This is a genomic window from Dactylosporangium fulvum (assembly GCF_025137375.1).
Taxonomy (GTDB): Bacteria; Actinomycetota; Actinomycetes; order Mycobacteriales; family Micromonosporaceae; genus Dactylosporangium; species Dactylosporangium fulvum.
Map to the genome: position 1 here is coordinate 2,551,141 of NZ_CP073720.1, position 24,379 is coordinate 2,575,519.

Below are 24,379 nucleotides of genomic sequence, written 5' to 3' on the forward strand. Positions count from 1 at the left end.
TTTCCGGGGATCCGATTTTCCCCTTTTGAGTCTTTCATGATCAATGGCGCGGCCCGACCTGGGTCGATCTTGCGTTCCCGCAGCGTACGGCCCGGGATCGCGGAAACTGTCGGTGGGCGTCGCTATGGTGTCGCGCGTCGGATCGGACGGCAGTCGGCAGGAGGCTCGCATGATCGAGGTGGACGTTGATTCGGAGGACACGTTCACCGTGCCGTCCACCTGGCACCGGGACCTCCACCCGCGCCGCGGCGGCGCTCCGGCCGGGTTCCGTCCGGCCCGCACCTGGGCCGCCGACCGCGCCCGCCTGCTCGCCCGCCACCCGTCGCCGCACGAGTCGTTCGAGCACCCGGAGACCCCACCGGACGTGGCGGCGCAGGCCCTTGCCGACCTCGACCGTCGTCCGGACGGCACCCCGCTGGGCGCGGCGGCCGTCGCGAGCGCGCTGCTCGGCCCACTCGACCAGCGGTCGTGCCGCAGCGCCGCGGCGACGCTCGTCGACGCGTGGATCGCCGGGCACGGGCTGTCCTTCGCCGTGGCGGCCGCCGCCGAGCTGACCGGCCTGCACTACGACACCGACTGGCAGCGCACGGCCGTGGCGGGCCGGCCGGTGGTCCGGTTCGACGACACGGTCCACCGCTGGCTCCCGGAGGGGCTCGGCCCGCTGCTCGCCCGGGTCAGGGCCGCCCTTGCCGCCGCCTCCGACGACGATCACCGTGCCGCGATCGAGGTCCTCGCCGCGCACCGGGAGCGCTCGCCGGACCACCGGGTGACGGCGGCCTTCCTCGCGCCGGCCGGCCACGCCGCGGCACGGGCCTGGGTCGACGAGGCCGTCGCCGAGGTCCTGGGCCGGCAGTTCGGGCCGCAGTTCCGGCCGCAGTTCCGGCCGCGCGCCGACCAGCACGCCGTGCTGCTGCTCGCCGCGGTGACGAGCCCGGCGCAGGCGGAGGCGCTCGCTGACACCCTGCCCGACCACCGCCTGTTCTCGTCCACCGGCACGCTGCTCAGCGCCGGCGAGGGCCTCGGCACCGCCGGCCTGCCGGTGTTCCTCGACTGGCTGGACGGGCGCGAGGCGGCCGCCGAGACACGGCGCCGCCTGCTGTCGATCATCGCGGCATTGCCGTCCGACGCGGCGTTCCAGTCGCTGCTCGACCGGCTCGACAGCCGGCTCGACGGGCGGCACGTCCCGGCCGCGCTGGCCGAGGCCGCCGACCGGTTCCCCCGCCGGGCGCTGCGCCTGCTCGGCACGTCGCGGCGCCGCGACGCCGCGGAGCGGCTGCGGGCGCACGCGACTCGGCACCGTGCGGTGGCCGCGGAGCTGCTGGCTGCCTCCTCGGCGCTCCCGGAGGGCGCCGCCGCCCGGGTGCGTTCGGCGCTCGCGGCGCTCGACCGGCGTGCCGTCGCGGACCCGGAGGCCCTGCCCGCCCTGCTGGTCAGCCCGCCGTGGACCGCCCGGCGCGGTGCGGCCCGCAAGCCGGTCGTGGTCACGGGGCTGCGGTGCACGGACCGGCCGTCGATCGTGTGGCTGCCCGGCGAGCGCGACGCGTGGCTCGCCGGCACCGAGGGGCTCGCCTACACCGAGGGGTTCGCCGGCTGGGGCGTCCCCGTCCCCGACTGGACGATCACCGCCGCCGAGGTCGCCGGCCCGCGGAGCCGCTGGCAGGACACCGTCGGGTTCCTCCTGCGGGCGCCGGAGGCACTCGCCGCGCCGATCGCGTCCGGCTGGGTGCCCGCCTACCTGTGGGGCGCGGAGCACTGGCTGCCCGGGCTCGTCGCCAGGTTCGGGCTGCTGGTGCTGCCGATGGCCGTGGAGACCGTGCGGAAGGCCCCGCCCGCGACGGCGGCGGCCGTGGCACCGGTCCTGCTGCCGTATGCCGCGCCCCAGGTCGCGACGCTCATGGCGACCTGGCTCGTCACCCGCAAGACCGTGCGGCCGGTCGCGTCGGCCTGGCTCGCCCGCCATCCCGAGGCGGCCTCCCGGGCGCTGATCCCGGTCGCGCTGGCCGCCCCGGGGCCGGACCGGCGCGCCGCGGAGCGGGCGCTGCTCACCATCGCCGGCAACGGACGGCGCGACGCGGTCGACGCCGCGGCCCGCCACCACGGGCCCGAGGCCACGCGGGCCGTCACCGACCTGCTCGACACCGACCCGCTGGAGCGGTTGCCCGCCCGGTTGCCGGTGCTCTTCGACTGGGCCGACCCCGCCCGGCTCGCCCCGATCGAGCTGCGGCGCGGCGCCGGGGCACTGCCGGTCGACGCGGTGCGGCACGTCCTCACGATGCTCGCGATGTCCAGCCCCGACGAGCCGTATTCCGGAGTCGCCGTCGTCCGCGAGGCCTGCACGGAGCGGTCCCTGGCCGAGTTCGGCCGGTCGCTGCTGCGGCAGTGGCTCGACGCCGGGGCGCCACCCAGGGCCGGCTGGGTGCTCGAAACCCAGGCCCTCGTCGGTGACGACGAGACCGTCCACCAGCTCGCCGCGCTGATCCGTGCCTGGGCGGCCGAGGGCGGGATCGCCCGGGCCAACGCGGCGCTCGACGTGTTCGTCCGGATCGGCAGCGACACCGCGCTCATGCACCTGCACGGCATCGCGGAGAAGGTCCGGACCAGGGCGGTGCGCCAGCGCGCCCGGCAGCGGCTCGACGACATCGCCACCGACCTCGGGCTGAGCGGCGACCAGTTCGCCGACCGGCTCGTCCCGCGGTTCGGGCTCGACGCCGACGGCACGCTGCCGCTCGACTACGGTCCGCGCCGGTTCGTGGTCGGCTTCGACGAGCAGCTCCGCCCGTTCGTCGCCGACGAGGACGGCCGGCGGCGGGCCACGTTGCCGAAGCCGGGGGTGAAGGACGACCCGGAGCTGGCACCGGCCGCCGTGCAACGGTTCACCACCCTCAAGAAGGACGTGCGGACCGTCGCCGCCGACCAGCTGCACCGCCTCGAGCGGGCGATGGTCCGGCAGCGGCGGTGGAGCGGCACCGAGTTCCGGGTGCACGTCGCCGGCCACCCGCTGCTGTGGCACATCGCGCGGCGGCTCGTCTGGGCCACCTTCGACCCGGCCGGCAACGTGACCGGCGCGTTTCGGCTCGCCGAGGACCGCACCCTCGCCGACGCCGACGACCGGGCGGTGTCCCTCGCCGACGACACCCGCGTCGGCATCGCGCACCCGCTCCATCTCGGCGACACGCTCCAGGCCTGGTCGGAGCTGTTCGCCGACTACGCGCTCCTCCCGCCGTTCCCGCAGCTGGACCGGGCCGTGCACCGGCTGACCGCCGCCGAGCGGGAGGCGGTCACGTTCGACCGGTTCACCGGGGCCAAGGCCATGGGCGTCAAGCTGCTCGGCCTCGAGCGCCGCGACTGGCGCCGCGCCCACGTCTGGGACGCCGCGGCCGGCTGGATCCAGCTCGACCTGCCCGGCGAGCCGGCCGGTGCGTCGGTCGCCGTCGCCCGGATCGAGCCCGGCCTGGACTACGCCAATCCCTCGGCGACACCCGAGCACGTCATCACCGAGGTCTGGGTCAGCCGGTCGCTTGTGGACGGGGCCGGCTGGAGCGCGGCCGCCGAGGACCGCGTCCCGCTCGGCGCGCTCCACCCCGTCACCGCATCCGAGATCATCTGCGACCTGGAGGGCACCGCACCGTGACCAGCGCCATGACCGACGAGGACGTCTTCCGCACGCCGTCCTCCTGGCAGCGCAGCATCCTGCCGCGCCGGGGCGGGCTCGCCGTCGGCTACCGGCCCGGCGCCGACTGGGCCCGGACCGTCGCCGGCGTCCTCGCCCGGAAGACCGGCGACCAGGGCGGGGTCGACCCGCTCCGGGCGCTCACGCACGACGACACCCCGGAGGACGTCCGCGCCGAGGGCCTCGCGCACCTCGCCGGCGACCCGGCCGGCACGCCGCTCGGTGCCGCCGCCGTCGCGATCACCGCGGTCTGGCCGTCCGAGCTGTGGAGCTCGACCGTCAGCTCCGCGTTCGCGGACGGCTGGATCGCCACCCGCGGACTGGCGTTCGCGGTGTGCGCCGGGGTGGAGCTGGCCGACCTGCGGAACTGGCGGAACGGCGACCACTCCGGCCCGAACGGGGTCGCCGTCGGCCCGGTCCGCCGGTACGGCACCGGATCACCGACGAACCACTGGGAGATCGACGGCACGGCCCTGGTGCTGCACCGGCTGCGGGCCGCGATGGCCGCCGCGTCCGACGAGGACCACGCCGAGGCGGTCGCCGCTCTCGCCGCACTCCGGGAGCGGCCGCTGCGGCCGCACCAGTTCGCCGCCACGTCGTTCCTCGTCCCCGGCGAGCACGCCTGGGTCGAGCACGACGTCGTCGCCTTCACGCGCGGCACCGCCAACGAGTGGAACGCGCTGCTCCTCGCCGCGTCGATCAGCGACCCGGCGCAGTTCGTGGTCATGGACCACGTGCGGTATCACCTGACCACCTCCCTGACGCGGATGCACACCCTGGGCGAGGGACTCGGTGCCGCGGGCCTGCCGGTCTACGCCGACCTGCTGGGCAACTACCCCTACGACACGACGCTGCGCACCGTCTTCGGCCTGGTCGCCGCAGTGCCGACCGACGAGGCGTTCCAGTTGCTCGTCGACCGCGCCGACGACCGGCACGCGGTGCCGGCGCTGATGGAGGCCGCCGAGCGGTTCCCGCGCCGGGCGATGCGGATGCTCGCGTCGGCGGGCGGCGCGGCGACCGCCGGCCTCCTGCGCCTGCACGTGGTCAAGCACCCCGAGGTCGCCGGGGAGGTCGCGGCCGAGCTCTCGGCCGGGCTCTCGGCTGAGCTCTCGGCCGGGCTCCCAGGCGGGCTCCCAGGCGGGCTCCCAGGCGGGCTCCCAGGCGGGCCCTCGGGCGGGCTACCCGGCGGTCCCGCCCAGCGGATCACCGCGATCATGTCCGGGCTGTCGGCGGCCCCGGAGGCGCCGCCGAGCGCGTTGCCGCCGTTGCTGATGTCGCCGCCGTGGACGGTGACCCGCAAGGCCCGCAAGCCGGTCGTCGTCGCCGGTCTGGAGTGCGCCGACGAGCCGTGGCTCGACTGGGCACCCGGCGAGCGCGACGAATGGCTGCGCGTGTCGCTGCGCGGCACCTGGAACCGCGGCGTCGACCACGCGCCGATCGCGGAGCAGATCCGGGCCGGCCGGAGCCGGATCTGGGACGAGATCGAGTTCTTCGCCCGTGGCCCCAAGGAGCTCGTCCTGCCGCTGCTGCCGGAGTGGCGCCCCCATGACCTCTGGGACGCCGAGGTCTGGCTGACCTTCGTCGCCGCGAAGTACGAGCTGGCGGCATATCCGACGGTGATCGAGGCCGCCCGCCGCAACCCGGCGGAGGTCGCGCCGATCCTCATGCCGTTCACGGGGCCGCAGGTGGCGACGCTCATGGCGGAATGGCACGGCCGCCTGAAGACCGTCCGGCCCGTGGCCGCGACCTGGCTGCGGCGGCACCCGGTCACGGCCGCCCGCACGCTCGTCCCGGCCGCGCTGGCCAAGCCCGGCACCGCCCGCCGCCACGCCGAGCGGGCACTGCTGTTCATCGCCGCGGCCGGGCACCGCGACACCGTCGAGACGGCCGCCCTCGGTTACGGCGAGGAGGCCGCGGCCGGCATCGCGGCGCTGCTCGACACCGACCCGGTCGAGCTGCTCCCGGCGAAGCTCCCCGTGGTGCCCGACTGGGCGGACCCGGCGCTGCTCGCCCCGATCGAGCTCACCGGCGGCGCCGGGACGCTGCCCGCGGCGGCGGTCCGGCACGTGCTGACGATGCTCGCCATGTCACGGATCGGCGAGCCGTATGCGGGCCTGGCCGTGGTCCTGCGCGAATGCGAGCCGGCGACGCTCGCCGAGTTCGGCTGGAGCCTGTTCGAGGCATGGCAGCGGGCCGGCTCCCCGGCGAAGGAGAGCTGGGCGCTCGACACGCTCGGGCACCTCGGCGACGACGAGACGGTGCGCCGGCTCGCCCCGGTCATCCGGGCGTGGCCCGGCGGCGGCGGCCACGCCCGGGCCGTCACCGGCCTCGACGTGCTCGCCGAGATCGGCACCGACGTGGCCCTCATGCACCTGCACGGCATCGCCGAGAAGGCGAAGTTCCGGGGGCTCAGGGACCGGGCCACGGAGAAGATCGCCGAGGTCGCCGCCGGCCTCGGGCTGACCGGCGACCAGCTCGCCGACCGGCTCGTCCCCGCCTTCGGGCTCGACGCCGACGGCACCCTCACGCTCGACTACGGGCCGCGCAGCTTCGTGGTGGGCTTCGACGAGCAGCTCAAGCCGTTCGTCGCCGACGAGGACGGCCGGCGGCGGGCCGCGTTGCCGAAGCCGGGCGCGAAGGACGACCCCGGGCTCGCGCCCGCGGCGGCACAGCGCTTCGCGGCGCTCAAGAAGGACGTGCGGACCGTCGCCGCCGACCAGATCCGCCGGTTCGAGCGGGCGATGGTGTGGCAGCGCCGCTGGACCGGCGCCGAGTTCCGGCAGTTGATCGTCGGCCATCCGCTGGTGTGGCACGTGGCACGCCGCCTGGTGTGGGCCGTCCACTCCGACACGAGGACCGGCACGACAGCCGGCACGACAGCCGACACGAGGACCGGCATGGGGACCGGCACCGGGATCGTCTCGTCCCTGCGGGTCGCCGAGGACCGCAGCCTCGCCGACCTCGCCGACCGGGCCGTCACGCTAGGCGACGACGCCCTGGTCGGGGTGGCGCATCCGCTGCACCTCGGCGGTGACCTGTCCGGCTGGGCGGAGTTGTTCGCCGACTACGAGATCCTCCAGCCGTTCGCGCAGCTGAATCGCGACACCTACACGGTCACCGACGCGGAGCGGGCCGCGACCACCCTCCGCCGGCTCGGCGACCTCGCGTTCACCGGGGTCAAGGTCCCCACCACCAAGGTGCTGGGCCTCGAGCGGCGCGGCTGGCGGCGCGCCGCGGCGGAGGACGGCGGCATCCAGGGCTGGATGGAGCGCGACCTGCCCGGCGGCGACCTCCTCGTCGTCGACCTCGAGCCGGGGATCGTCGTCGGGGACGTCACCGCCTACGCGGAGCAGTCGCTCGGTGACGTCTACGTCCGCGGCGCCGGCGACACCCACTGGTTCGGGCGACGCGCGCACCCCCTCGACCAGCTCGACGCGGTCACCATGTCCGAGGTCGTCCGGGAGCTGCGGGAGGTCGTGCTGTAGGCGCCGGCGCTGACCTCACCCGTGCCGTCACCCGTGCCGGCACCGTGCCGATTTCCGCGATCCTGAGCACACGTCCGTGTGCCTCGGCGTGTCGGCCCGGATCCATGACTAGGCTGATCGGCCGGACCGGATCGAACCGCGCTTCAGGAGGTTGGCATGGCTGACTCGTTCGTGCATCTCCACGTGCACACCGAGTACTCCATGCTTGACGGAGCGGCACGGCTCAAGGAGATGTTCGCCGAGGCCAACCGGCTCGGCATGCCCGCCGTCGCGATCACCGACCACGGCAACATGCACGGGGCGTACGACTTCTACAAGCAGGCCAAGGCCGCCGGCGTGACTCCGATCCTCGGCGTCGAGGCCTACGTGGCACCCGAGTCCCGGCTGACGAAGCAGCGGATCCGCTGGGGCCGGCCGGACCAGAAGGACGACGACGTCTCCGGCTCCGGCGGCTACACGCACAAGACCATCTGGGCCCGCAACAAGACCGGCCTGCACAACCTGTTCCGGCTCAACTCCCGGGCGTCGATCGAGGGCCACTTCGTGAAGTGGCCGCGCATGGACGCGGAGATCATCGCCGAGCACGCCGATGGCCTGATGGCCACGACCGGCTGCCCGTCGGGTGAGGTGCAGACCCGCCTGCGGCTCGACCAGTTCGACGAGGCGCTGAAGGCGGCGGCGAAGTACCAGGAGATCTTCGGCCGGGAGAACTACTTCCTCGAGGTCATGGACCACGGCCTCGACATCGAGCGGCGGGTCCGGGCCGGCCTGATCGAGATCTCCAAGCGGCTCAACATCCCGCCGGTGGTCACCAACGACTCGCACTACACCCACGAGGCGCAGGCCGAGGCGCACGACGTGCTGCTGTGCGTGCAGACCGCGTCCAACGTCAACGACCCCAACCGGTTCAAGTTCGGCGGCTCCGGCTACTACCTCAAGTCGGCCGACGAGATGCGCGCCGTCGACTCGTCCGACCTGTGGCAGGAGGGGTGCCGCAACACCCTCCTGGTCGCCGAGAAGGTCGACACCGCCGGCATGTTCGAGTCGCGCAACCTCATGCCGCGGTTCCCGGTGCCGGAGGGCGAGACCGAGGAGTCGTACTTCCGCGCCGAGGTCTGGCGGGGCATGGAGCGGCGCTTCCCGAACGGCATCGACGAGGAGCACCGGCAGCAGGCCGAATACGAAGCCGACATGATCGTCAAGATGGGCTTCCCGGCGTACTTCCTCGTCGTCTCCGACTTCATCCTGTGGGCCAAGAAGGAAGGCATCGCGGTCGGCCCCGGCCGTGGCTCGGCCGCCGGCAGCCTGGTCGCCTACGCGATGGGCATCACCGACCTCGATCCGCTGCCGCACGGGCTGATCTTCGAGCGGTTCCTCAACCCCGACCGCATCTCGATGCCCGACATCGACATCGACTTCGACGAGCGCCGGCGCGGCGACGTCATCCGGTACGTCACCGAGAAGTGGGGCGAGGACCGGGTCGCGCAGATCGCGACGTTCGGCACGATCAAGGCGAAGGCCGCCATCAAGGACTCGGCGCGGGTGCTGGGCTATCCGTTCGCGGTCGGTGACCGCATCACCAAGGCGATGCCGCCGGCGGTGATGGGCAAGGACATCCCGCTGTCGGGCATCTTCGACCCCAACCACCCGCGGTATTCCGAGGCGGTCGAGTTCCGGCAGCTGTACGAGGGCGACCCCGACGTGCGGAAGGTCGTCGACACCGCGAAGGGCCTGGAGGGCCTGATCCGCCAGACGGGTGTGCACGCCGCCGGTGTCATCATGTCCGCCGAGCCGCTGATCGAGCACGTGCCGCTGATGCGCCGCGACGCCGACGGGGCGATCATCACGCAGTTCGACTACCCGACCTGCGAGACGCTCGGCCTGCTGAAGATGGACTTCCTCGGCCTGCGCAACCTGACGATCATCGACGACGCCGTCAAGAACATCGAGAAGAACCACGGCATCAAGGTCGACCTGCTGTCGCTGTCGCTGGACGACAAGGCCGCCTACGAGCTGCTGGCCCGCGGCGACACGCTCGGCGTGTTCCAGCTCGACGGCGGGCCCATGCGGTCCCTGCTGCGGCTCATGAAGCCGGACAATTTCGAGGACATCTCCGCGGTGCTGGCGCTCTACCGGCCCGGCCCGATGGGTGCCAACTCGCACACCAACTACGCGCTGCGCAAGAACGGCCAGCAGGAGATGATCCCGATCCACCCGGAGCTGGAGGAGCCGCTCAAGGAGATCCTCGGCCCGACCTACGGCCTGATCGTCTACCAGGAGCAGGTCCAGCGCGCCGCGCAGAAGCTCGCCGGCTACACGCTCGGCCAGGCCGACCTGCTGCGCCGGGCGATGGGCAAGAAGAAGAAAGAGGTCCTGGAGAAGGAGTTCGTGCCGTTCCGCGACGGCATGCGCAACAACGGCTACAGCGACGAGGCCATCCAGAAGCTGTGGGACGTGCTCGTCCCGTTCGCCGACTACGCCTTCAACAAGGCCCACACCGCCGGCTACGGCCTGGTGTCGTACTGGACGGCGTACCTCAAGGCCAACTACCCGGCCGAATACATGGCCGGCCTGCTGACCAGCGTCGGCGACGACAAGGACAAGATGGCGCTCTACCTGTCGGAGTGCCGTCGCATGGGCATCGAGGTGCTCCCGCCCGACGTCAACGAGTCGGCCGGCCCGTTCACCCCGGTCGGCAAGGACATCCGCTTCGGCCTGGCGGCCGTGCGCAACGTCGGCCACAACGTCGTCGACGCGATCGTGCGGTGCCGCCACGCCGCGCCGTACAAGGACTTCCACGACTTCCTGTCCAAGGTGGACGCCGTCGCCTGCAACAAGAAGACGGTCGAATCGCTGATCAAGGCCGGCGCGTTCGACTCGATGGGGCATCCGCGGCGCGGCCTGCTCGCGATCCACGCCGACGCCATCGACGCCTACGTCGACATCAAGAAGAACGAGGCCATCGGCCAGTTCGATCTCTTCGGCGACGCGTTCGCCACCGACGACGGCGGCGGCACGGGCCCGGCGATGACCCAGCCCATCCCGGAGATCGAGTGGGACAAGCGGGAACTGCTCACCTTCGAGCGGGAGATGCTCGGCCTGTACGTCTCCGACCACCCGCTGTTCGGCCTGGAGTCGGTGCTGTCGAAGACCGCCGACACGGCGATCAGCAGCCTCTCGGAGGAGGGCGCCGTCCCCGACGGCGCGGTGATCACGCTTGCCGGCATGCTCACCGGCGTCCAGCGCCGGATCACCAAGCAGGGCAAGCCGTGGGCGTCGGCGACGCTGGAGGACCTGGGCGGCGCCGTCGAGGCGCTGTTCTTCCCCAACACGTACGAGCTGGTCGGCCAGTACATCGCCGAGGACGCGATCGTCGCGGTGAAGGGCCGCGTCGACCGCCGCGACGAGACGCCCCGCCTGATGGCCATGGATCTGTCGATCCCCGACGTCACTACCGCCGACGAGAACCGGCCGGTCGTGCTGTCCCTGCCGGCGAACCGGTGCACACCGCCGCTCGTAGACCGGCTCAAGGAGATCCTGACCAACCACCCGGGCAAGGCCGAGGTCCACGTGAAGCTGAGCCACGGCTCGCGGATCACCCTGCTGCGCCTCGGCCCGTATCGGGTCGACCCGACAACGGCCCTCAAGGGTGACCTCAAGGCGCTGCTCGGCCCGAACAGCTTCTCATAGTGCTGTCGCGACTACGGGGGGTTCGCGTGCCGATCGACACGGCGTGCAGGTCTGTGCGGACGGTGAGCGCGCGATAAGGTCGGCGGGTGCACACGCACGCCCTTGCCGACGACCTGCGCCCGCGTAGGTCGCTATGGCTGTCCCGGCGTGCGCGCTGGTCGGCTGCGATCGGCGTGGCGCTCGCCGTTTTTCTCGTGGTCTTCGGGGTCGTGTACCGGCTGAATCAGCAGCCCTACGCCTTCGACCGCCTCACCCTGGTGGCCGGCGTCGACTACCCCGGCGGGGGTGACGACGGCGACGCGGACGGTCACGGCACCCGGGCCTACCTCGACGGCGGGCGTGCCTTCATCGGGCGCCCGACCGGCGGCGGGAAGTTCGACCTGCGGGCCGTCGACGTCGAGCAGCCCGGCGGCGCCCCGATCTGGACCAACACCTCGCTCCGCGACGTCGACAGCTTCCGCGCCGCCCGCGGCTCCGTCATGGTCACCGGCCTGCCCGACAAGGACAGCCGCCGCCGGATCACGCTGCTCAACGCGTCCAACGGCGTGCCGTTCGCCACGTTCGACGTGATGAACAGCGACCTGTGGGTGCTCGTCGGCAAATACTTCGTGCGGTATCGCGACAGTGACCACAAGCTCGTCGTGACCGACGTCGGCACGCTCAAGGAGTTCGTCGCCCTCGACCAGCCCGGCGGCCCGCGCAGCTGGTGGCTGACCGACAACTGGAGCGGCCAGCAGGTCCCGACGTCGGTCGACGGGGCGCAGCTCGACGAGGCGTTCACCGTCGACCCGCACATCGTCCGGGCGACCGCCGACCGGGGCCTCGAGGTGGTCAGCCTGTCGAACGGCAGGCCGCTCTCGGCCGCGACCGGCATCGCCGGCCCTGACGACCTCGTCTACCCGTATGACGAACAGATCTTCGTCGTGAGCCGCGAGCACGGCCAGGTCCGCGCGTACGACCGCCGGAAGCTCGGCAAGGCGCAGTGGAGCTGGTCACTGCCCGACCCGCGGTCCGCACCGACGTTCGTCACCGTGTGCGGTGAGCGGCGGGTCTGCGTGGGGGAGCAGCACCACGTCACCGCGCTCGACACCCGCACCGGCGAGGTCGAGTACCGGCTCGACGTCGACCGGCCCGGGCACCTGCTGCCGGTCGGCGACCGCGTGATGATCCGCCACGAGACCGGCGGCCGGTCGCAGTCCTCGCTCGTCGACGCCGACGGCCGGATCACGGCCAGTTGGCCGGGCAAGCGCGCGGCACGGCTCGACGAGGGCAGTTACCTGTTGCTGCCGTCCACCGTGCCGGACTCGGGCGCCTTCCCGTGGCTGGGTGTGCAGGCGCAGAACGGCGCGGCCCGCGAGCTCGGCAACCTCGACGTTCGCCTCGACTCGTGCACGTGGAGCCACAAGTACCTCGCCTGCGCCGCTCCCGGCGAGTTCGTCTTCTACCGGGTGCGCAGCCCCTGGTACTCGGGCCGGCTCTGAGTCGGGTCCTGAGCCGGGTCCTGAGCCGCGCCCCGGACCTGTCCCTGGCGTATCCGCCGGCGCCGCGCCAGCTTGAACATGGCCACGCCGCCGATGCCGACCCAGACGATGTTCAGCACGGCCGACGGCCAGGCGCCGTTGACGGCCGAGTTGAAGGCGAGGGCGACCGCGCCGCTGATGTTCATCAGCTGGAAGCCGGCGCCGTCCCCGGCGAGCCGCTTCGACGAGACGAGGGCGTAGGCGGCGACCAGCGCGGCGGCACCGAGCCAGCCGATCAGGGAGATCAGGAACTGCGAACTCACGGAATGCATGTTCGCATCCAGCCTGGCTAACGCGTAAACGAGAATATCTACAGCAGGGCTTAAGCGGACCTGAACATGATCTTGAATGTCGCGCGCTCCGGAAGTACCACTCATGGATCTTGAACCTCGGCGCCTGTCCGTGCTCGCCGCGATCGCGCGGCGCGGCACCCTCGCCGGCGCCGCCGCGGCGCTGCACGTCACGCCGTCCGCGGTGTCCCAGGCCCTCGCGCAGCTCGAGCACACCGTCGGCCGGCCGCTCGTCGACCGGTCGGGCCGTCGCGCCGTGCTCACCGCCGCCGGGCGCATGCTCGCGGCGCGGGCCGAGGCGATCGAGCGCGAACTGGCCGAGGCCGAGCGGGAGCTGGCCGCGATGTCCGGCCGGGCCGCCGGCCGGGTGCGGGTCGCCGCGTTCTCGACCGTCATCCGGCACCTGCTCATCCCCGCGATGGCCCGCCTGGCCGTCGACCACCCCGACGTCGTCTGCTCGATCACCGAGCTGGAGGGCGCGTCCGCGCTGCGGGAGCTGCGGCTCGGCGGCCTCGACCTGACGATCACGGAGCGCGACGCGAGCCTCGGCCTGGAGAGTCGCCGCCGGGTGAGCGTGGTGCCGCTGGGTGAGGACCCGTACCGGGTGGTCGTCCCGGTGGACTGGCCGCCCGTGCACGGGTACGGCGACCTCGCGGACCGGCCCTGGATCGCCGGGCCGCCGTCGTCGACGACCGGGCAGGTGCTGGAGCGGCTGGGCCGGGAGCGCGGCTTCACGCCGCGCAGGGTCCACGCCTGCGTCGACTACCCGGCGGTGTTCGCGCTGGTGGCCGCCGGGCAGGGCGCGACGATCGCGCCCGATCTGGCGCTGCGCGGCGTCGACCGCACCCAGGTGCGGGTCACGGACCTGCCCGGCGCCGGCGCCCGCCGCCTCGACGCCCTGGTGACGGCGGGCCGGGCGGAGCTGCCGGCGGTCGAAGCGCTGCTGGCGGCGCTGCGGGCGGTGAGCCCGTAGGAAGGGGGCCGGCCCGGGGTGGGCCGGCCCCTCGGTGCCCGGTTTCAGTAGCCGGTTTCAGTAGACGGACAGGTGCACGTGGTTCGTGTGGTCGCTACTGGGGTCGCCGTTGCCGCTGCTGTACGCGTGCCATCCGGCTGCCGGCGTCCAGATCTGCCGGTACCAGATCACGTACATCACGCCGAGCGCCTTCGCGTTGCGGACCAGCCACGTCGCCAGCTGGGTGCCGTACTCCTTCGACGCGCCGGTCGCCGCGCCGCCGAAGCCCTTCGCGTCCGCGGCGAAGTCGCACGCCCGGCCCTTCGGGTGCTCGTACGGCTCACCCGGCGGCCGCCAGCACGACACGAAGTGCGTGAAGCCGGCCTTCTGCACCTGCTGCAGGGCGTGCAGGGTGCGCGGGGTCAGGCAGCCCCGCGTCGTCGGATCCTTCACGCTGCACGACTCCGTCGGCCAGGACCCGTCGGTCCGCCGTGGCGCCGGCTGCGCGTTGATCTTCGGCGCGTTGCCGCTGGTGGTCGTCGCCGCGTCGAGGCCCTTCGCCGCGGCCTTGTTCGCCGCCTCGGCCTGCTGCGCCTCGGCCAGGGCCTTCTCGACCTCGGCCTTCTGCTTGGCCATCGCCGTGACCTCGGTCTGCTGCCTGGCCACCTCGGTGTCGATGCCGGCCTTGGTCGTGGTGAGCTGGTCGCGGAGCGTGGCGAGCCGCTTGAGCTGCTCGGCGTTCTGCCGGGCGATCACCTCCAGGGTGCTGACCTTGTCGGCGAAGATGCCGGGGGAGGCGCTGTCGAGCAGCGAGGCGGCGCTGCGCATCCCGCCGCCGTTCTGGTAGGCGGCGATCGAGATCGTCTGCGTCTCGTCGCGCAGCTTGACGTATCGCGGTTCGAGCTCCGCCTGTTGCCCGGCGAGCGCGGCCTGGCGCTGCTTCGACGCGTCGAGCGCGTTCTGCGCGTCGAGGTAGGCCCGGTTCGCGGCGTCGAGCTTCTGCGTGAGCTCGGTCGTGCCCCCTTCCGGCCCGGGCGTGGGCGCGGCGTGGGCGGTGGACGGGACGAGGAGGACCGCCAGCGCGCAGGCGGCGGCCACGATCCACGGAGGTCTGGACATACTGTTCCCTCCATCGGCCGCCTACCGGGTTAGCTGACGGATTCGGAACGGAACAGTCGCCCCTACCGCACTACAGGTGCGGATTCACCCCAAAAAACGGACACAATGTGGGTCCCCGGCTCGCATGGCACACGACTCGGCGGCGGTTCTGCACTGTGCAGAATTCCAGACAGCCTAACCAGCCCGAACGCCACCCGCCGCACGCCCGGTCCGAATCGCGGCCCGGCACCGCGCCGGGCCGCGGTCGGCACACTGGCGGCGCACTGGCGGCGCGGCCCGGTCCGGTCCGGCTTCCGCGGCGCTCCCAGGGCGCTGTTCAGCGCGCTGACGCGTACAGGGAGCCGATTGTCGCGTGCTCGTCGAGCGTCGCCTGGACGACCAGCCGCTCCAGGTCGGTGAGAAAACCCAGCGGCCCGCGCCGGCCGAGGTACCCGTGCTCGACGCACAGCATGATCTCCGCCGTGTCGCCGAGGTCCATGAGGAACATGAAGAAGTTCGCGTGCTTCGGCAGCCGGTCGATCACCGGCGACCGTAGCTTCGTCGCCGGTAGGGCCGCGTGGATCCGGTCGGCGAGTTCCTCGGCCGGCACCATCTGCGGGGCACCCTGGTCGAGCAGCGAGTAGCGGGTGTCGTTGAAGAAGCAGTAGCCGTCCGCCCGGATCCCGCGCCGGGCGGCAACCTCGGCGAACATGTCGTCGAGCTTGCGGGGGTGGTACTCGCAGTGCGCGTACGCGGTCAGCGCGGCGTCCGCGGCCCGGCGCAGGAACCGCTCGACGCTCTCCTCGTGGACCTGCTCCTCGGCGCACTCCAGCCGGAAGAGGGCGTTCTCGTTGAAGGCGCCCACCAGCCCGCGGCTCGCCGGGCGGAAGCGGGTCGACACGATCATGCGGAGCACGCCCTCGGTTTCGCCGGTGTACGCGGCGAGCTGCAGCGCGGTGGCGCCGAGCAGGACGGTCGCGGGTGGCACCCCGACGCGGGCGGCCAGGCCGTTGGTGGCGAGCGCCAGCGCGGGCGACTGGATCAGTCCCCAGTCGAGGTTCGGTGCGCTGCCGTCACCGATGCGCTCGATCATGCTCGTCGGCATGCTGCCGAGGTGCTTCGCCCAGTACGCCAGCGCCTTGCTCTCGCGCCGCAGCCCGATGGCGGACCGCTCGTACTCCAGCCGCTCGAGCGGCTGCTGCCCGGGCGCCACGACGACGGGCGGGTCTTCGAGCAAGTTGGCCAGGTCGCCGCGGACGATGTTGAAGCTCCACCCGTCGACCGCCATGTGGCTGGCCGCGAGCAGGACCGTCAGCGGCCGGCCGTCGCGCAGCAGGACGGCTGCCCGTAACGGCAGGTCGGCACCGATGTCGAACCACGGGCTGCGCAGGGCCTCGCCGAGCTCGGCGGCCGCCTCCTCGAGCCCCCGGTCACCGAGCTCGTGCACCTGGAGCGGGATCCGGCCCTCGCCGAGGACACGCTGGATCGGTCCGTCGGGCGTGTCGACGTACACGGTGTGGAGCGAGTCGTGTCGTTCCACGAGCAGGCGCAGGGTGGCGAGCACGTCGCCGAGGCTCCGCCCGTCCGGGACGGGGCACCGGACGAGCAGGTTGAGGGTGGTGTCGTCGGGTGGCAGCCAGCGGAAGACGTCCCAGATGGCGATCTGCGCCCAGATCAGCGGCCCTTCGGCCGGGCGACCGGTGCGGAACTCGACGCTGGTGGGGTGTGTGTCCAGGTTGTCGTCCACCGGATGCTCCTTCTGCCGAACGATCATCCTGCCGAGCACCAACTGACTGATCATCAACCGACTGATCACCAACCGGCTGATCACCCAACTGGCGGTGAGCGATCCCAAGGCTACGGTCGGGGTACAAAATTTTCAATTGCTCGTCGGAAACATGAGGATTGGGGTAGAAAACTTGCTGTGCGCACGTTCCGGGCCGACTGTCGCGGTGGGGCAGCGAGCAGTGGCGGGGTTCGATAGGTTGGGCGCATGTGGCGGATCACCGTGGATCACACCTGCATCGGAACCGGCAGCTGCGTCGGGATCGCACCCTCGCGGTTCGAGCTCGACGACGCCGCCGGCTGCTCGCATCCCGTGACGCCGGACGTGGAGCCCGACGAGGCGATCCTCGACGCGGTCGCCTCGTGCCCGATGGAGGCGATCTCCGTCGTCGACCTGACCACCGGGGAGCCGGTCGAGGTCTGAGCCCGTGGGCGCCGGGCGGGAGCTGGCGCCTCAGCCCTCCCCGTGAAACGCCCTCAGCAGCGCCTCCGCCGCCTGGCCGGGGGTCATCGAGCCGGCGAGGACCTGGCGCTCCACGTCGGGGGCCAGTGCCTTCACGGCCTCGTTGGTGCGCAGGCTGTCGAGCAGCGCGTCGCGCGCCATCGACCAGACCCAGCCGAGCTGCTGGCGCTGCCGCCGGCGCTCGAGCTCGCCGGTGCGCTGCAGCGACTCGTGATGCCGTTCGAGCTGCTGCCACAGCTCCGGCAGGCCGGCCCCGGTGAGCCCGCTGCAGGTCACCACGGGCGTCTGCCAGGCGTCGGCCCTGTCAGGAGCCCTGTCAGAAGCCCTATCTGAAGCCCTGTCGGCGGCCTTGTCAGGAGCCTTGTCGGGAGCTTTCTCCGGTGCTCTCTCCGCAGCCGGCGGGCGCAGCAGGCGCAGCGCGCCGGCCAGTTCCCGCGCCGCCTTCCGGGCGTCGGCCTCGTGCGGGCCGTCGGCCTTGTTCACCGCGATCACGTCGGCGAGCTCCAGCACGCCCTTCTTGATGCCTTGCAGCTGATCGCCGGTCCGCGCGAGCGCCAGCAGCAGGAACGAGTCGACCATCTCGGCGACCGTCGTCTCCGACTGGCCCACGCCGACGGTCTCGACGAGCACGACGTCGTACCCGGCCGCCTCCACGATCAGCATCGCCTCACGCGTCGCCCGCGCGACGCCGCCGAGGGTGCCGGACGTCGGCGACGGCCGTACGAACGCCGCGGGATCCGTCGCCAGCCGGGTCATCCGCGTCTTGTCGCCCAGGATGCTGCCGCCGGTGCGGGTCGACGACGGGTCGACCGCGAGCACCGCGACCCGGTGCCCGGCGGCGGTCAGATGCGTGCCGAGGGCGTCGATGAACGTCGACTTGCCGACGCCGGGCACGCCGGTCACCCCGACCCGCCGCGCCCGGCTCGCGGTGCCGCCCGCGTGCGGCGCCAGCGCGACGAGCAGCTCCTGGCCCATTGCCCGATGGTCGGGCCGGGTCGACTCGACGAGCGTGATCGCCCGGGCGAGCCACGCGCGGTGCGCGGGCCCGTCCCGGTCGAGCACCCCGTCGACGTACTCGGTCAGTGACGCAGGCGCGATCGCAGCTCTCCCAACAGGTCCAGCGCCGCGTCGGCGATCACGGTGCCGGGCGGGAAGATCGCCACGGCACCCGCCGCGCGCAGCTCGTCGAAGTCCTGCGGCGGGATCACCCCGCCAACGATGATCATGATGTCGTCCCGCCCGAGGGCCGCCAGTTCGGCCTTCAACGCCGGTACCAGCGTCAGATGCCCCGCGGCGAGCGAGTTGACGCCCACGATGTGCACGTCGGCCTCGACCGCCTGCCGGGCCACCTCGGCCGGCGTCTGGAACAGCGGGCCCACGTCGACGTCGAAGCCGAGGTCGGCGAAGGCGGTCGCGACCACCTTCTGGCCGCGGTCGTGGCCGTCCTGGCCCATCTTCGCGACCAGGATGCGCGGGCGGCGCCCCTCCGCCTCCGCGAACTCCGCGGTGGCGGCGCGCACCCGCTCGATGTTGCTCACGTTGCCGGCCTCGTCGCGGTACACCCCGGAGATCGTACGGATCTGGGCCGTGTGGCGCCCGAAGACCTTCTCCAGCGCGTCGGAGATCTCGCCGACGGTGGCGTGGGCGCGGGCCGCGTCGACGGCCAGGGCCAGCAGGTTCCCCTTGCCGGCGGCACCTTCCGTGAGGGCGCGCAGTGCCCGGTCGCAGGCCGCCTGGTCGCGCTCCCGGCGCAGGCGCTCCAGCTTCGCGATCTGCTGCGCGCGGACCGAGCTGTTGTCGACCTTCAGCACCTCGATCGGCTCGTCGGCATCGGGACGGTACTTGTTGACGCCGATGACCGGCTGACGACCCGAGTCGATCCGTGCCTGGGTGCGGGCCGCGGCCTCCTCGATGCGCAGCTTCGGGATGCCCTCGTCGATCGCGCGGGCCATCCCGCCGGCGCGCTCGACCTCCTCGATGTGCTGCCACGCGCGGACGGCCAGGTCGTGGGTGAGCTTCTCGACGTACGCGCTGCCGCCCCACGGGTCGATCACCCGGTTCGTGCCGGACTCCTGCTGCAGCAGCAGCTGCGTGTTGCGGGCGATCCGCGCCGAGAAGTCGGTGGGCAGCGCGAGAGCCTCGTCGAGCGCGTTGGTGTGCAGCGACTGCGTGTGCCCCTGCGTCGCCGCCATCGCCTCGACGCACGTGCGGACCACGTTGTTGAACACGTCCTGCGCCGTCAGCGACCAACCCGACGTCTGGCAGTGCGTGCGCAGGCTGAGCGACTTGGGGTTGTTCGCTCCGAATTCCTTCACCAGCTTCGCCCACAGCAGGCGCGCGGCGCGCATCTTCGCGACCTCCATGAAGAAGTTCATGCCGATCGCCCAGAAGAACGACAACCGCGGCGCGAACGCGTCCACGTCGAGGCCCGCGTCCCGCCCGGCGCGCAGGTATTCGATCCCGTCGGCGAGCGTGTACGCCAGCTCGAGATCGGCCGTCGCCCCCGCCTCCTGGATGTGGTACCCGGAGATCGAGATCGAGTTGAACTTCGGCATGTGTTCCGAGGTGTACGCGAAGATGTCGCTGATGATGCGCATCGACGGTTCCGGCGGATAGATGTAGGTGTTGCGCACCATGAACTCTTTGAGGATGTCGTTCTGGATCGTGCCGGACAGCTGCTCCGGCGCGACCCCCTGCTCCTCCGCGGCCACGATGTAGAGGGCGAGCACCGGCAGTACCGCACCGTTCATCGTCATCGAGACGCTCATGCGGTCCAGCGGGATGCCCTCGAAGAGCTGCCGCATGTCCAGGATCGAGTCGATCGCGACCCCGGCCATGCCGACGTCACCCGCCACCCGGGGGTGGTCGGAGTCGTATCCGCGGTGGGTCGCCAGGTCGAACGCCACCGACAGGCCCTTCTGCCCACCGGCGAGGTTGCGGCGGTAGAACGCGTTGGACTCCTCGGCGGTCGAGAAGCCGGCATACTGCCGGACCGTCCACGGCTGTGTGGTGTACATCGTCGGATAGGGGCCGCGGAGGTACGGGGTGATGCCCGGGAACGTCCCGAGGAAGTCCACGTCGGCCAGGTCGTCAGCGGTGTAGACGGCCTTGACGTCGATCCCTTCGGGCGTCTGCCAGAGCTCATGCCCGTCGGGCCCCGCCTGGTTCACACGCGAGGCGGTCTCGTCGACGCGCGTGCTCTCGTCCACGCGTGGCGTGCCGAGGGCCACCTCGGAGAAGTCGGGGATCACTGTGCCGTCCCTCCCAGGTCCTGTACTCCCAGATCGCTATGCGTCTGCCGCAGTACCCGCAGTGCGTCGCAGCCCGCGTACAGGTAGTCGTCGACGCCGTCGTAGCCCGCGCTGCCGGCTTCGTCGTCCCGGCCTTTGGGCGGCCGGCCGGCGAGCCAGACCTTCTGTGCCCCCTGCGCCTTGAGCCGGCGGGCTGTCACCGCCGCCTCCTCCTGGTAGGAGCGGTCCGAGCCGCAGATGCACACGACCTTGGCCGTCGCCCCGTCCGGCCGGCCCGTTGTCTCTTCCGGCCGGCCTGTCATCGCGTCCAGTCCACTTTGGACGGTCCTGATGCCGCCCACCGCGAACAGGTTGGCGGCGAACGAGGCGCGCGCGGAGTGGGCCGCGGGCGGGCCGAGCGTCACCAGGGTCACCGTCGGGGTCTCGCCGTCCGCCCCGGCGGCGTCCGCGGCGTCCCTGAGGAGTTCGAAGCTCTGCGCGTACCATCGCCGCGGCAATCCTCCCGAAGGAGGCAACGGCGCCGGGGCACGCTGCGGTCGGCGCTCCTCGAGGAGCGGGAACTCCGACACGCCGGTGATCGGGTCGCGGCGGTGCGCGAGATTGTCGGCCCGGCGCTGCCAGGTGGCTTCGATCCGGTCGGCGACGAGCCCGCTGTCGAGCGCGGCGCGCATCCCTCCGGCCCGCTCGACCTCGGTGAAGACGTCCCAGGCGGCGTGTGCGAGGGCGTCGGTGAGCGACTCGACGTACCAGGACCCGCCGGCCGGGTCGAGGACCCGCGCGACGTTCGCCTCCTCGACGATCAGCGACTGCGTGTTGCGCGCGATCCGCCGCGAGAACCCGTCGGGCAGGCCGAGCCGCGCGTCGAACGGCTGGACGGTGACCGCGTCGGCGCCACCCACCCCGGCGGCGAAGCAGGCGATCGTGGTGCGCAGCAGGTTCCCCCACGGGTCGCGGGCGGTCATCATGGCGTCGCTGGTGACCGCGTGCTGCACCTGGGCGCCGAGGTGCGGCACCTCGCAGACCTGCGCGATCCGGGCCCAGATCCGCCGCGCGGCGCGCAGCTTGGCGATGGTGGCGAACTGGTCGGCGGTGGCCGCGTAGCGGAACTCCAGTTGCCGCAGGGCCATCCCGGTGCTGAGGCCGGCGTCGACGAGCGCCCGCAGGTACGCGACGCCCGTGGCCGCCGCGAACCCCAGCTCCTCGGCGTCACTCCCACCCGCGTCGTGGTACGGGGTCGCGTCGACGGTGGCGACCCGCAGCCCGGCGGCGACGTTTCCGGCGGCGATGTTTCCGGCGGCGATCCCGGCGGCGACGTTTCCGGCCGCGCCCTCCCCGGCGGCGGCCGCTTTCCGGGCCAGGCGGCCGAGCATGCCGAGGTCGGCGGGCTCGCCGGTGCGTGCCTGCCAGCCCAGCGGGTCGGCGCCCAGATTGCCGAGTTTCTCCTCACTGGGCAGACCGAGGAAGACCTCCGCGGCGGCCTCGGTGTCGGCGCCGTTGTCGAGGACGACGGCCGCGAGGTTGAGATGTACCCCGTCGAGCGCCTCGGGCAGGTCGGCGGGGGCGATCCCGGCGAGCCAGATCGACGTGGCACCGTTTTCCAGGTCGGCGAGGACCGCCTCGCGGGTGGCCTTGGCGTCGGGATCGGCGTGCCGCTGGCGGATGTCCCACGGGCCGTTGGCGGCCCGCCCCCCGCGGATGAACGGCGAGTGCCCCGGGAGCCCGGCCGCGGGAGCCCGGTCGGCGGCCGTGTAGAGCGGCTTGATCCGCACCCCGCTGTAGTCGACGGTGGCGAGGAGTTCGTCGACGTCCTCCGGCGAGGTGTCGTCCCCGGCGGCCCCCGACTTGCGCAGCACACCCAGCGCCAGCCGCTGCCACTCCCGCAGGTCGGCGGCGGGGAAGTCCGCGGCCAGCCGCAGATCCGGCCGCTGCGGCGGCTCGACCAGCTGCGGCTGCTCAGCGGCGCGCGGCGGTTCGGCGGCGTCCAGTTGTGCGGCGGCGTGCGCCGCCTCAGACCTGTCGGACGGCTCGGCCGTGCGCGGCGGTTCTGCTGCTTCAGGCGAATGTGCCATGTCAGGCGGCTCCGGCATGTGCTCTGACACCGTTCATGAAACGGATGTTAAAGGCGTGTGACAGCGAACGAATCCGCGTTGTGACAACCTCCACCATCGAATATCTCACCGATTGACAGGCATCGCCCCGTGTACGTCCGGATGCCTAGTGCTTTCTCTCGGATTGCCTTCCGGCCGCGGCGCCGACCCGCTGATCCGCTCCTGACCTGTGGCGGAGCGACCGTGTCCGGTGGTGGCGGTTGCGTCCACGCGCAGCCCGGAACTGCGGCCCCGCCCCTCGGCGGCCGGTCGGTGCGGGAAGCACAGCGAGCGCTTCGCCAGGCCGTCGACCGTGAACTGAAGTAGACGGCCATCAGCGGGTTGACGAACAGCTTGCTGCCGCGGGTGACGAGCGCACCGCGACGCTGCGTGCACGCGACGGCAACGGGTACGGTCGCCCGGTGACCGACGACGACACCTTCGCCCAGCAGGTCGAACAGCACCGGCGCGAGCTGCGGGTGCACTGCTACCGCATGCTCGGGTCGTTCGACGAGGCCGAAGACCTGGTGCAGGAGGTGTTCCTGCGGGCGTGGCGCGGGCGGGACGGGTTCGCCGGGCGGTCGTCACTGCGCACTTGGCTCTACCGGATCGCCACCAACGCCTGCCTCGACGCGCTCGACGGCCGGAAGCGGCGCCTGCTGCCCGATCAGGCCGGGCCGCCGGTCGGGGCCGGGCAGCCGGCGGGCGAGGGCGACGCCGGTCCGTGGCTGCAGCCGTTCCCCGACCACCTGTGGGAGCCGGCCGCGCCGAGCGCGGACGAGCCCGAGACGGCGGTCGTCGCGAGAGAGACGCTGGAACTGGCGTTCCTCGCCGCGATGCAGCACCTGCCGCCCCGGCAGCGCGCCGCGGTGATCCTGTGCGACGTGCTCGGCTGGCCGCCCCGGCAGACCGCGGAGGCCCTCGACGGCAGCGTCGCGTCGGTCAACAGCGCGCTGCAGCGGGCCCGGGCCACGCTGCGCGAGCACCTGCCGGCGGGCCGGGCCGACTGGGCGCCGTCCGCGCCGCCGAGCGAGGAGGATCGGCGGGTGCTGCGCCGGTACATGGCCGCGGTCGACCGGGGCGACCTCGACGAGGTCGCCGAGCTGCTGGCGCAGGACGTGCGCGCGACGATGCCGCCCTACCCGGAGTGGTTCGCCGACCGCGAGTCGGTCGTCGCGGCGCTGGCGGCCACCTGGGACGCCGGCTCGCCGGACTACATCGGGGCGATGCGCGTGGTCGCCACGAGCGCCAACGGGCAGCTCGCCGCGGCCAGCTACCGGCGGCCGCCCGGTGGGCAGGTCTTCGAGCCGTTCGGGATCGGGCTGCTGCGGGTGCGGGACGGCCGGATCAGCGAGATCGTCGCTTTCCACGAGCCGGCGCTCTTCCCGGCGTTCGGTCTGCCGCCGCGCCTGGATCGATGAGACCCGACCGATGAGACCTGACCGATGAGGTTTCGCGGTGGTTGCCGTCTGCACGAGTACGAGAAGCGATCACCGCGAGGAGAACGGCATGAGCGACTTCGCACCACAGACCGCCGACGGCAAGGTCCTGTGGCACTTCACCATGTCCCTGGACGGATTCGTGGCCGGGCCCGACCACGACATGAGCTGGATGATGACCGGAATCTCGATGCAGCCCGGCCTGGTCGACGGGTACGTCACGACGACCGGCGCGGTGCTCGGTGGCCGGCGCGGCTGGGATGCGTTCCCCGGCGCCGACAACGTCTACGGCGGAGCCTTCACCGGGCCGGTCTTCGTGATGACCCACCACCCGGAGGACGCCGAGCCGGCCGACCGCGTCACGTTCCTCGACTGCGACCTGGCCGAGGCGGTGCGGATCGCGCTGGCGGCGGCCGGCGGCAAGAACGTGGAGGTGCTGTCGCCGGACGTCGGCCGCCAGCTCCTCCAGCGGGGACTGCTCGACGAGATCGACCTGCACATCGCGCCGGTGCTGCTGGGGCAGGGCATCCGGCTGTACGAGCACCTCGGCGGCAGCCCGATCTACCTCCACCGCGTCGGCGCGGACGATCCGACGGCCGAGGTGAGCGTGCGGTACCGGCCGGCGACGAAGTAGCCGCACGCCGGTCCG

Annotated in this window: 14 protein-coding genes and 1 riboswitch; of the genes, 8 read left to right on the plus strand and 6 right to left on the minus strand. The window is 72.6% G+C overall.

The window, feature by feature from the left end; genetic code table 11:
- Nucleotides 1-169: 169 nt before the first annotated feature.
- The 4 genes from Dfulv_RS11935 (at nucleotide 170) to Dfulv_RS11950 (ending at nucleotide 12,326) form a co-directional block, all read left to right on the plus strand.
- Nucleotides 170-3,631, plus strand: a complete 3,462-nt coding sequence (locus Dfulv_RS11935; RefSeq protein ID WP_259862880.1) for a DUF4132 domain-containing protein — start codon at nucleotides 170-172, stop codon at nucleotides 3,629-3,631.
- On the plus strand, nucleotides 3,628-7,155 hold the full coding sequence (locus Dfulv_RS11940) for a DUF4132 domain-containing protein (RefSeq protein ID WP_259862881.1): 3,528 nt from the start codon (nucleotides 3,628-3,630) through the stop codon (nucleotides 7,153-7,155). Before Dfulv_RS11935 ends, Dfulv_RS11940 begins: the two co-directional genes overlap by 4 nt.
- A gap of 156 nt (nucleotides 7,156-7,311) precedes the next feature.
- Nucleotides 7,312-10,845 (plus strand): DNA polymerase III subunit alpha, encoded by a 3,534-nt coding sequence (dnaE, locus tag Dfulv_RS11945; RefSeq protein ID WP_259862882.1) that lies wholly within the window; start codon nucleotides 7,312-7,314, stop codon nucleotides 10,843-10,845.
- Nucleotides 10,846-10,931: 86 nt separating this feature from the next.
- Nucleotides 10,932-12,326 carry an outer membrane protein assembly factor BamB family protein gene (locus tag Dfulv_RS11950; protein ID WP_259862884.1) on the plus strand — a complete coding sequence of 465 codons (1,395 nt, stop codon included), beginning with the start codon at nucleotides 10,932-10,934 and terminating at the stop codon, nucleotides 12,324-12,326.
- Here Dfulv_RS11950 and Dfulv_RS11955 read toward each other — a convergent pair.
- On the minus strand, nucleotides 12,287-12,628 hold the full coding sequence (locus Dfulv_RS11955; RefSeq protein WP_259862886.1) for a CBU_0592 family membrane protein: 342 nt from the start codon (nucleotides 12,626-12,628) through the stop codon (nucleotides 12,287-12,289). The genes Dfulv_RS11950 and Dfulv_RS11955 overlap by 40 nt on opposite strands.
- Before the next feature lie 112 nt (nucleotides 12,629-12,740).
- On the opposite strand from Dfulv_RS11955, the gene Dfulv_RS11960 reads away from it, so the two are divergent.
- On the plus strand, nucleotides 12,741-13,628 hold the full coding sequence (locus tag Dfulv_RS11960) for a LysR family transcriptional regulator (RefSeq protein WP_259862888.1): 888 nt from the start codon (nucleotides 12,741-12,743) through the stop codon (nucleotides 13,626-13,628).
- Nucleotides 13,629-13,685: 57 nt separating this feature from the next.
- On the opposite strand, the gene Dfulv_RS11965 is transcribed toward Dfulv_RS11960, so the two are convergent.
- Together Dfulv_RS11965 and Dfulv_RS11970 are read right to left on the minus strand one after the other, a co-directional pair.
- Nucleotides 13,686-14,726: a coiled-coil domain-containing protein gene (locus Dfulv_RS11965; RefSeq protein WP_259862889.1), complete on the minus strand. Its 1,041-nt coding sequence runs from the start codon at nucleotides 14,724-14,726 to the stop codon at nucleotides 13,686-13,688.
- Between the two features lie 3 nt (nucleotides 14,727-14,729).
- Nucleotides 14,730-14,878: riboswitch (cyclic di-AMP (ydaO/yuaA leader) on the minus strand.
- 164 nt (nucleotides 14,879-15,042) lie between these two features.
- Nucleotides 15,043-16,452 (minus strand): condensation domain-containing protein, encoded by a 1,410-nt coding sequence (locus tag Dfulv_RS11970; RefSeq protein ID WP_259862891.1) that lies wholly within the window; start codon nucleotides 16,450-16,452, stop codon nucleotides 15,043-15,045.
- Between the two features lie 246 nt (nucleotides 16,453-16,698).
- Here Dfulv_RS11970 and Dfulv_RS11975 point away from each other — a divergent pair, with 246 nt between their 5' ends.
- Entirely contained in the window at nucleotides 16,699-16,914 is a 216-nt protein-coding gene (locus tag Dfulv_RS11975; RefSeq protein WP_259862893.1) for a ferredoxin, read from the plus strand.
- Between the two features lie 30 nt (nucleotides 16,915-16,944).
- Here Dfulv_RS11975 and meaB read toward each other — a convergent pair whose 3' ends face one another.
- The 3 genes from meaB to Dfulv_RS11990 all read right to left on the minus strand — a co-directional run bounded on the left by meaB (nucleotide 16,945) and on the right by Dfulv_RS11990 (nucleotide 22,273).
- Complete coding sequence (gene meaB / locus Dfulv_RS11980; RefSeq protein ID WP_259862895.1) at nucleotides 16,945-18,015, minus strand: methylmalonyl Co-A mutase-associated GTPase MeaB; 1,071 nt, start codon at nucleotides 18,013-18,015, stop codon at nucleotides 16,945-16,947.
- Between the two features lie 17 nt (nucleotides 18,016-18,032).
- Entirely contained in the window at nucleotides 18,033-20,123 is a 2,091-nt protein-coding gene (gene scpA, locus Dfulv_RS11985; RefSeq protein ID WP_259867620.1) for a methylmalonyl-CoA mutase, read from the minus strand.
- Between the two features lie 77 nt (nucleotides 20,124-20,200).
- Nucleotides 20,201-22,273: a methylmalonyl-CoA mutase subunit beta gene (locus Dfulv_RS11990; RefSeq protein ID WP_259862896.1), complete on the minus strand. Its 2,073-nt coding sequence runs from the start codon at nucleotides 22,271-22,273 to the stop codon at nucleotides 20,201-20,203.
- A gap of 440 nt (nucleotides 22,274-22,713) precedes the next feature.
- Between Dfulv_RS11990 and Dfulv_RS11995 the strand changes: the two genes are divergently transcribed.
- Both Dfulv_RS11995 and Dfulv_RS12000 read left to right on the plus strand, forming a co-directional pair.
- A complete protein-coding gene (locus Dfulv_RS11995; RefSeq protein ID WP_259862897.1) occupies nucleotides 22,714-23,712 on the plus strand; it encodes a sigma-70 family RNA polymerase sigma factor in 999 nt (332 codons plus the stop codon).
- 88 nt (nucleotides 23,713-23,800) lie between these two features.
- Nucleotides 23,801-24,364 (plus strand): dihydrofolate reductase family protein, encoded by a 564-nt coding sequence (locus tag Dfulv_RS12000; protein ID WP_259862899.1) that lies wholly within the window; start codon nucleotides 23,801-23,803, stop codon nucleotides 24,362-24,364.
- Nucleotides 24,365-24,379: the final 15 nt, after the last annotated feature.

Bases quoted from the DNA above. Each gene is read 5' to 3' on its own strand.
- Dfulv_RS11935 (WP_259862880.1), top strand. From the start codon at position 170: ATGATCGAGGTGGACGTTGATTCGGAGGACACGTTCACCGTGCCGTCC.
- dnaE (WP_259862882.1), top strand. From the start codon at position 7,312: ATGGCTGACTCGTTCGTGCATCTCCACGTGCACACCGAGTACTCCATG.
- Dfulv_RS11960 (WP_259862888.1), top strand. From the start codon at position 12,741: ATGGATCTTGAACCTCGGCGCCTGTCCGTGCTCGCCGCGATCGCGCGG.
- Dfulv_RS11965 (WP_259862889.1), bottom strand. From the start codon at position 14,726: ATGTCCAGACCTCCGTGGATCGTGGCCGCCGCCTGCGCGCTGGCGGTC.
- Dfulv_RS11975 (WP_259862893.1), top strand. From the start codon at position 16,699: ATGTGGCGGATCACCGTGGATCACACCTGCATCGGAACCGGCAGCTGC.
- Dfulv_RS11990 (WP_259862896.1), bottom strand. From the start codon at position 22,273: ATGGCACATTCGCCTGAAGCAGCAGAACCGCCGCGCACGGCCGAGCCG.
- Dfulv_RS12000 (WP_259862899.1), top strand. From the start codon at position 23,801: ATGAGCGACTTCGCACCACAGACCGCCGACGGCAAGGTCCTGTGGCAC.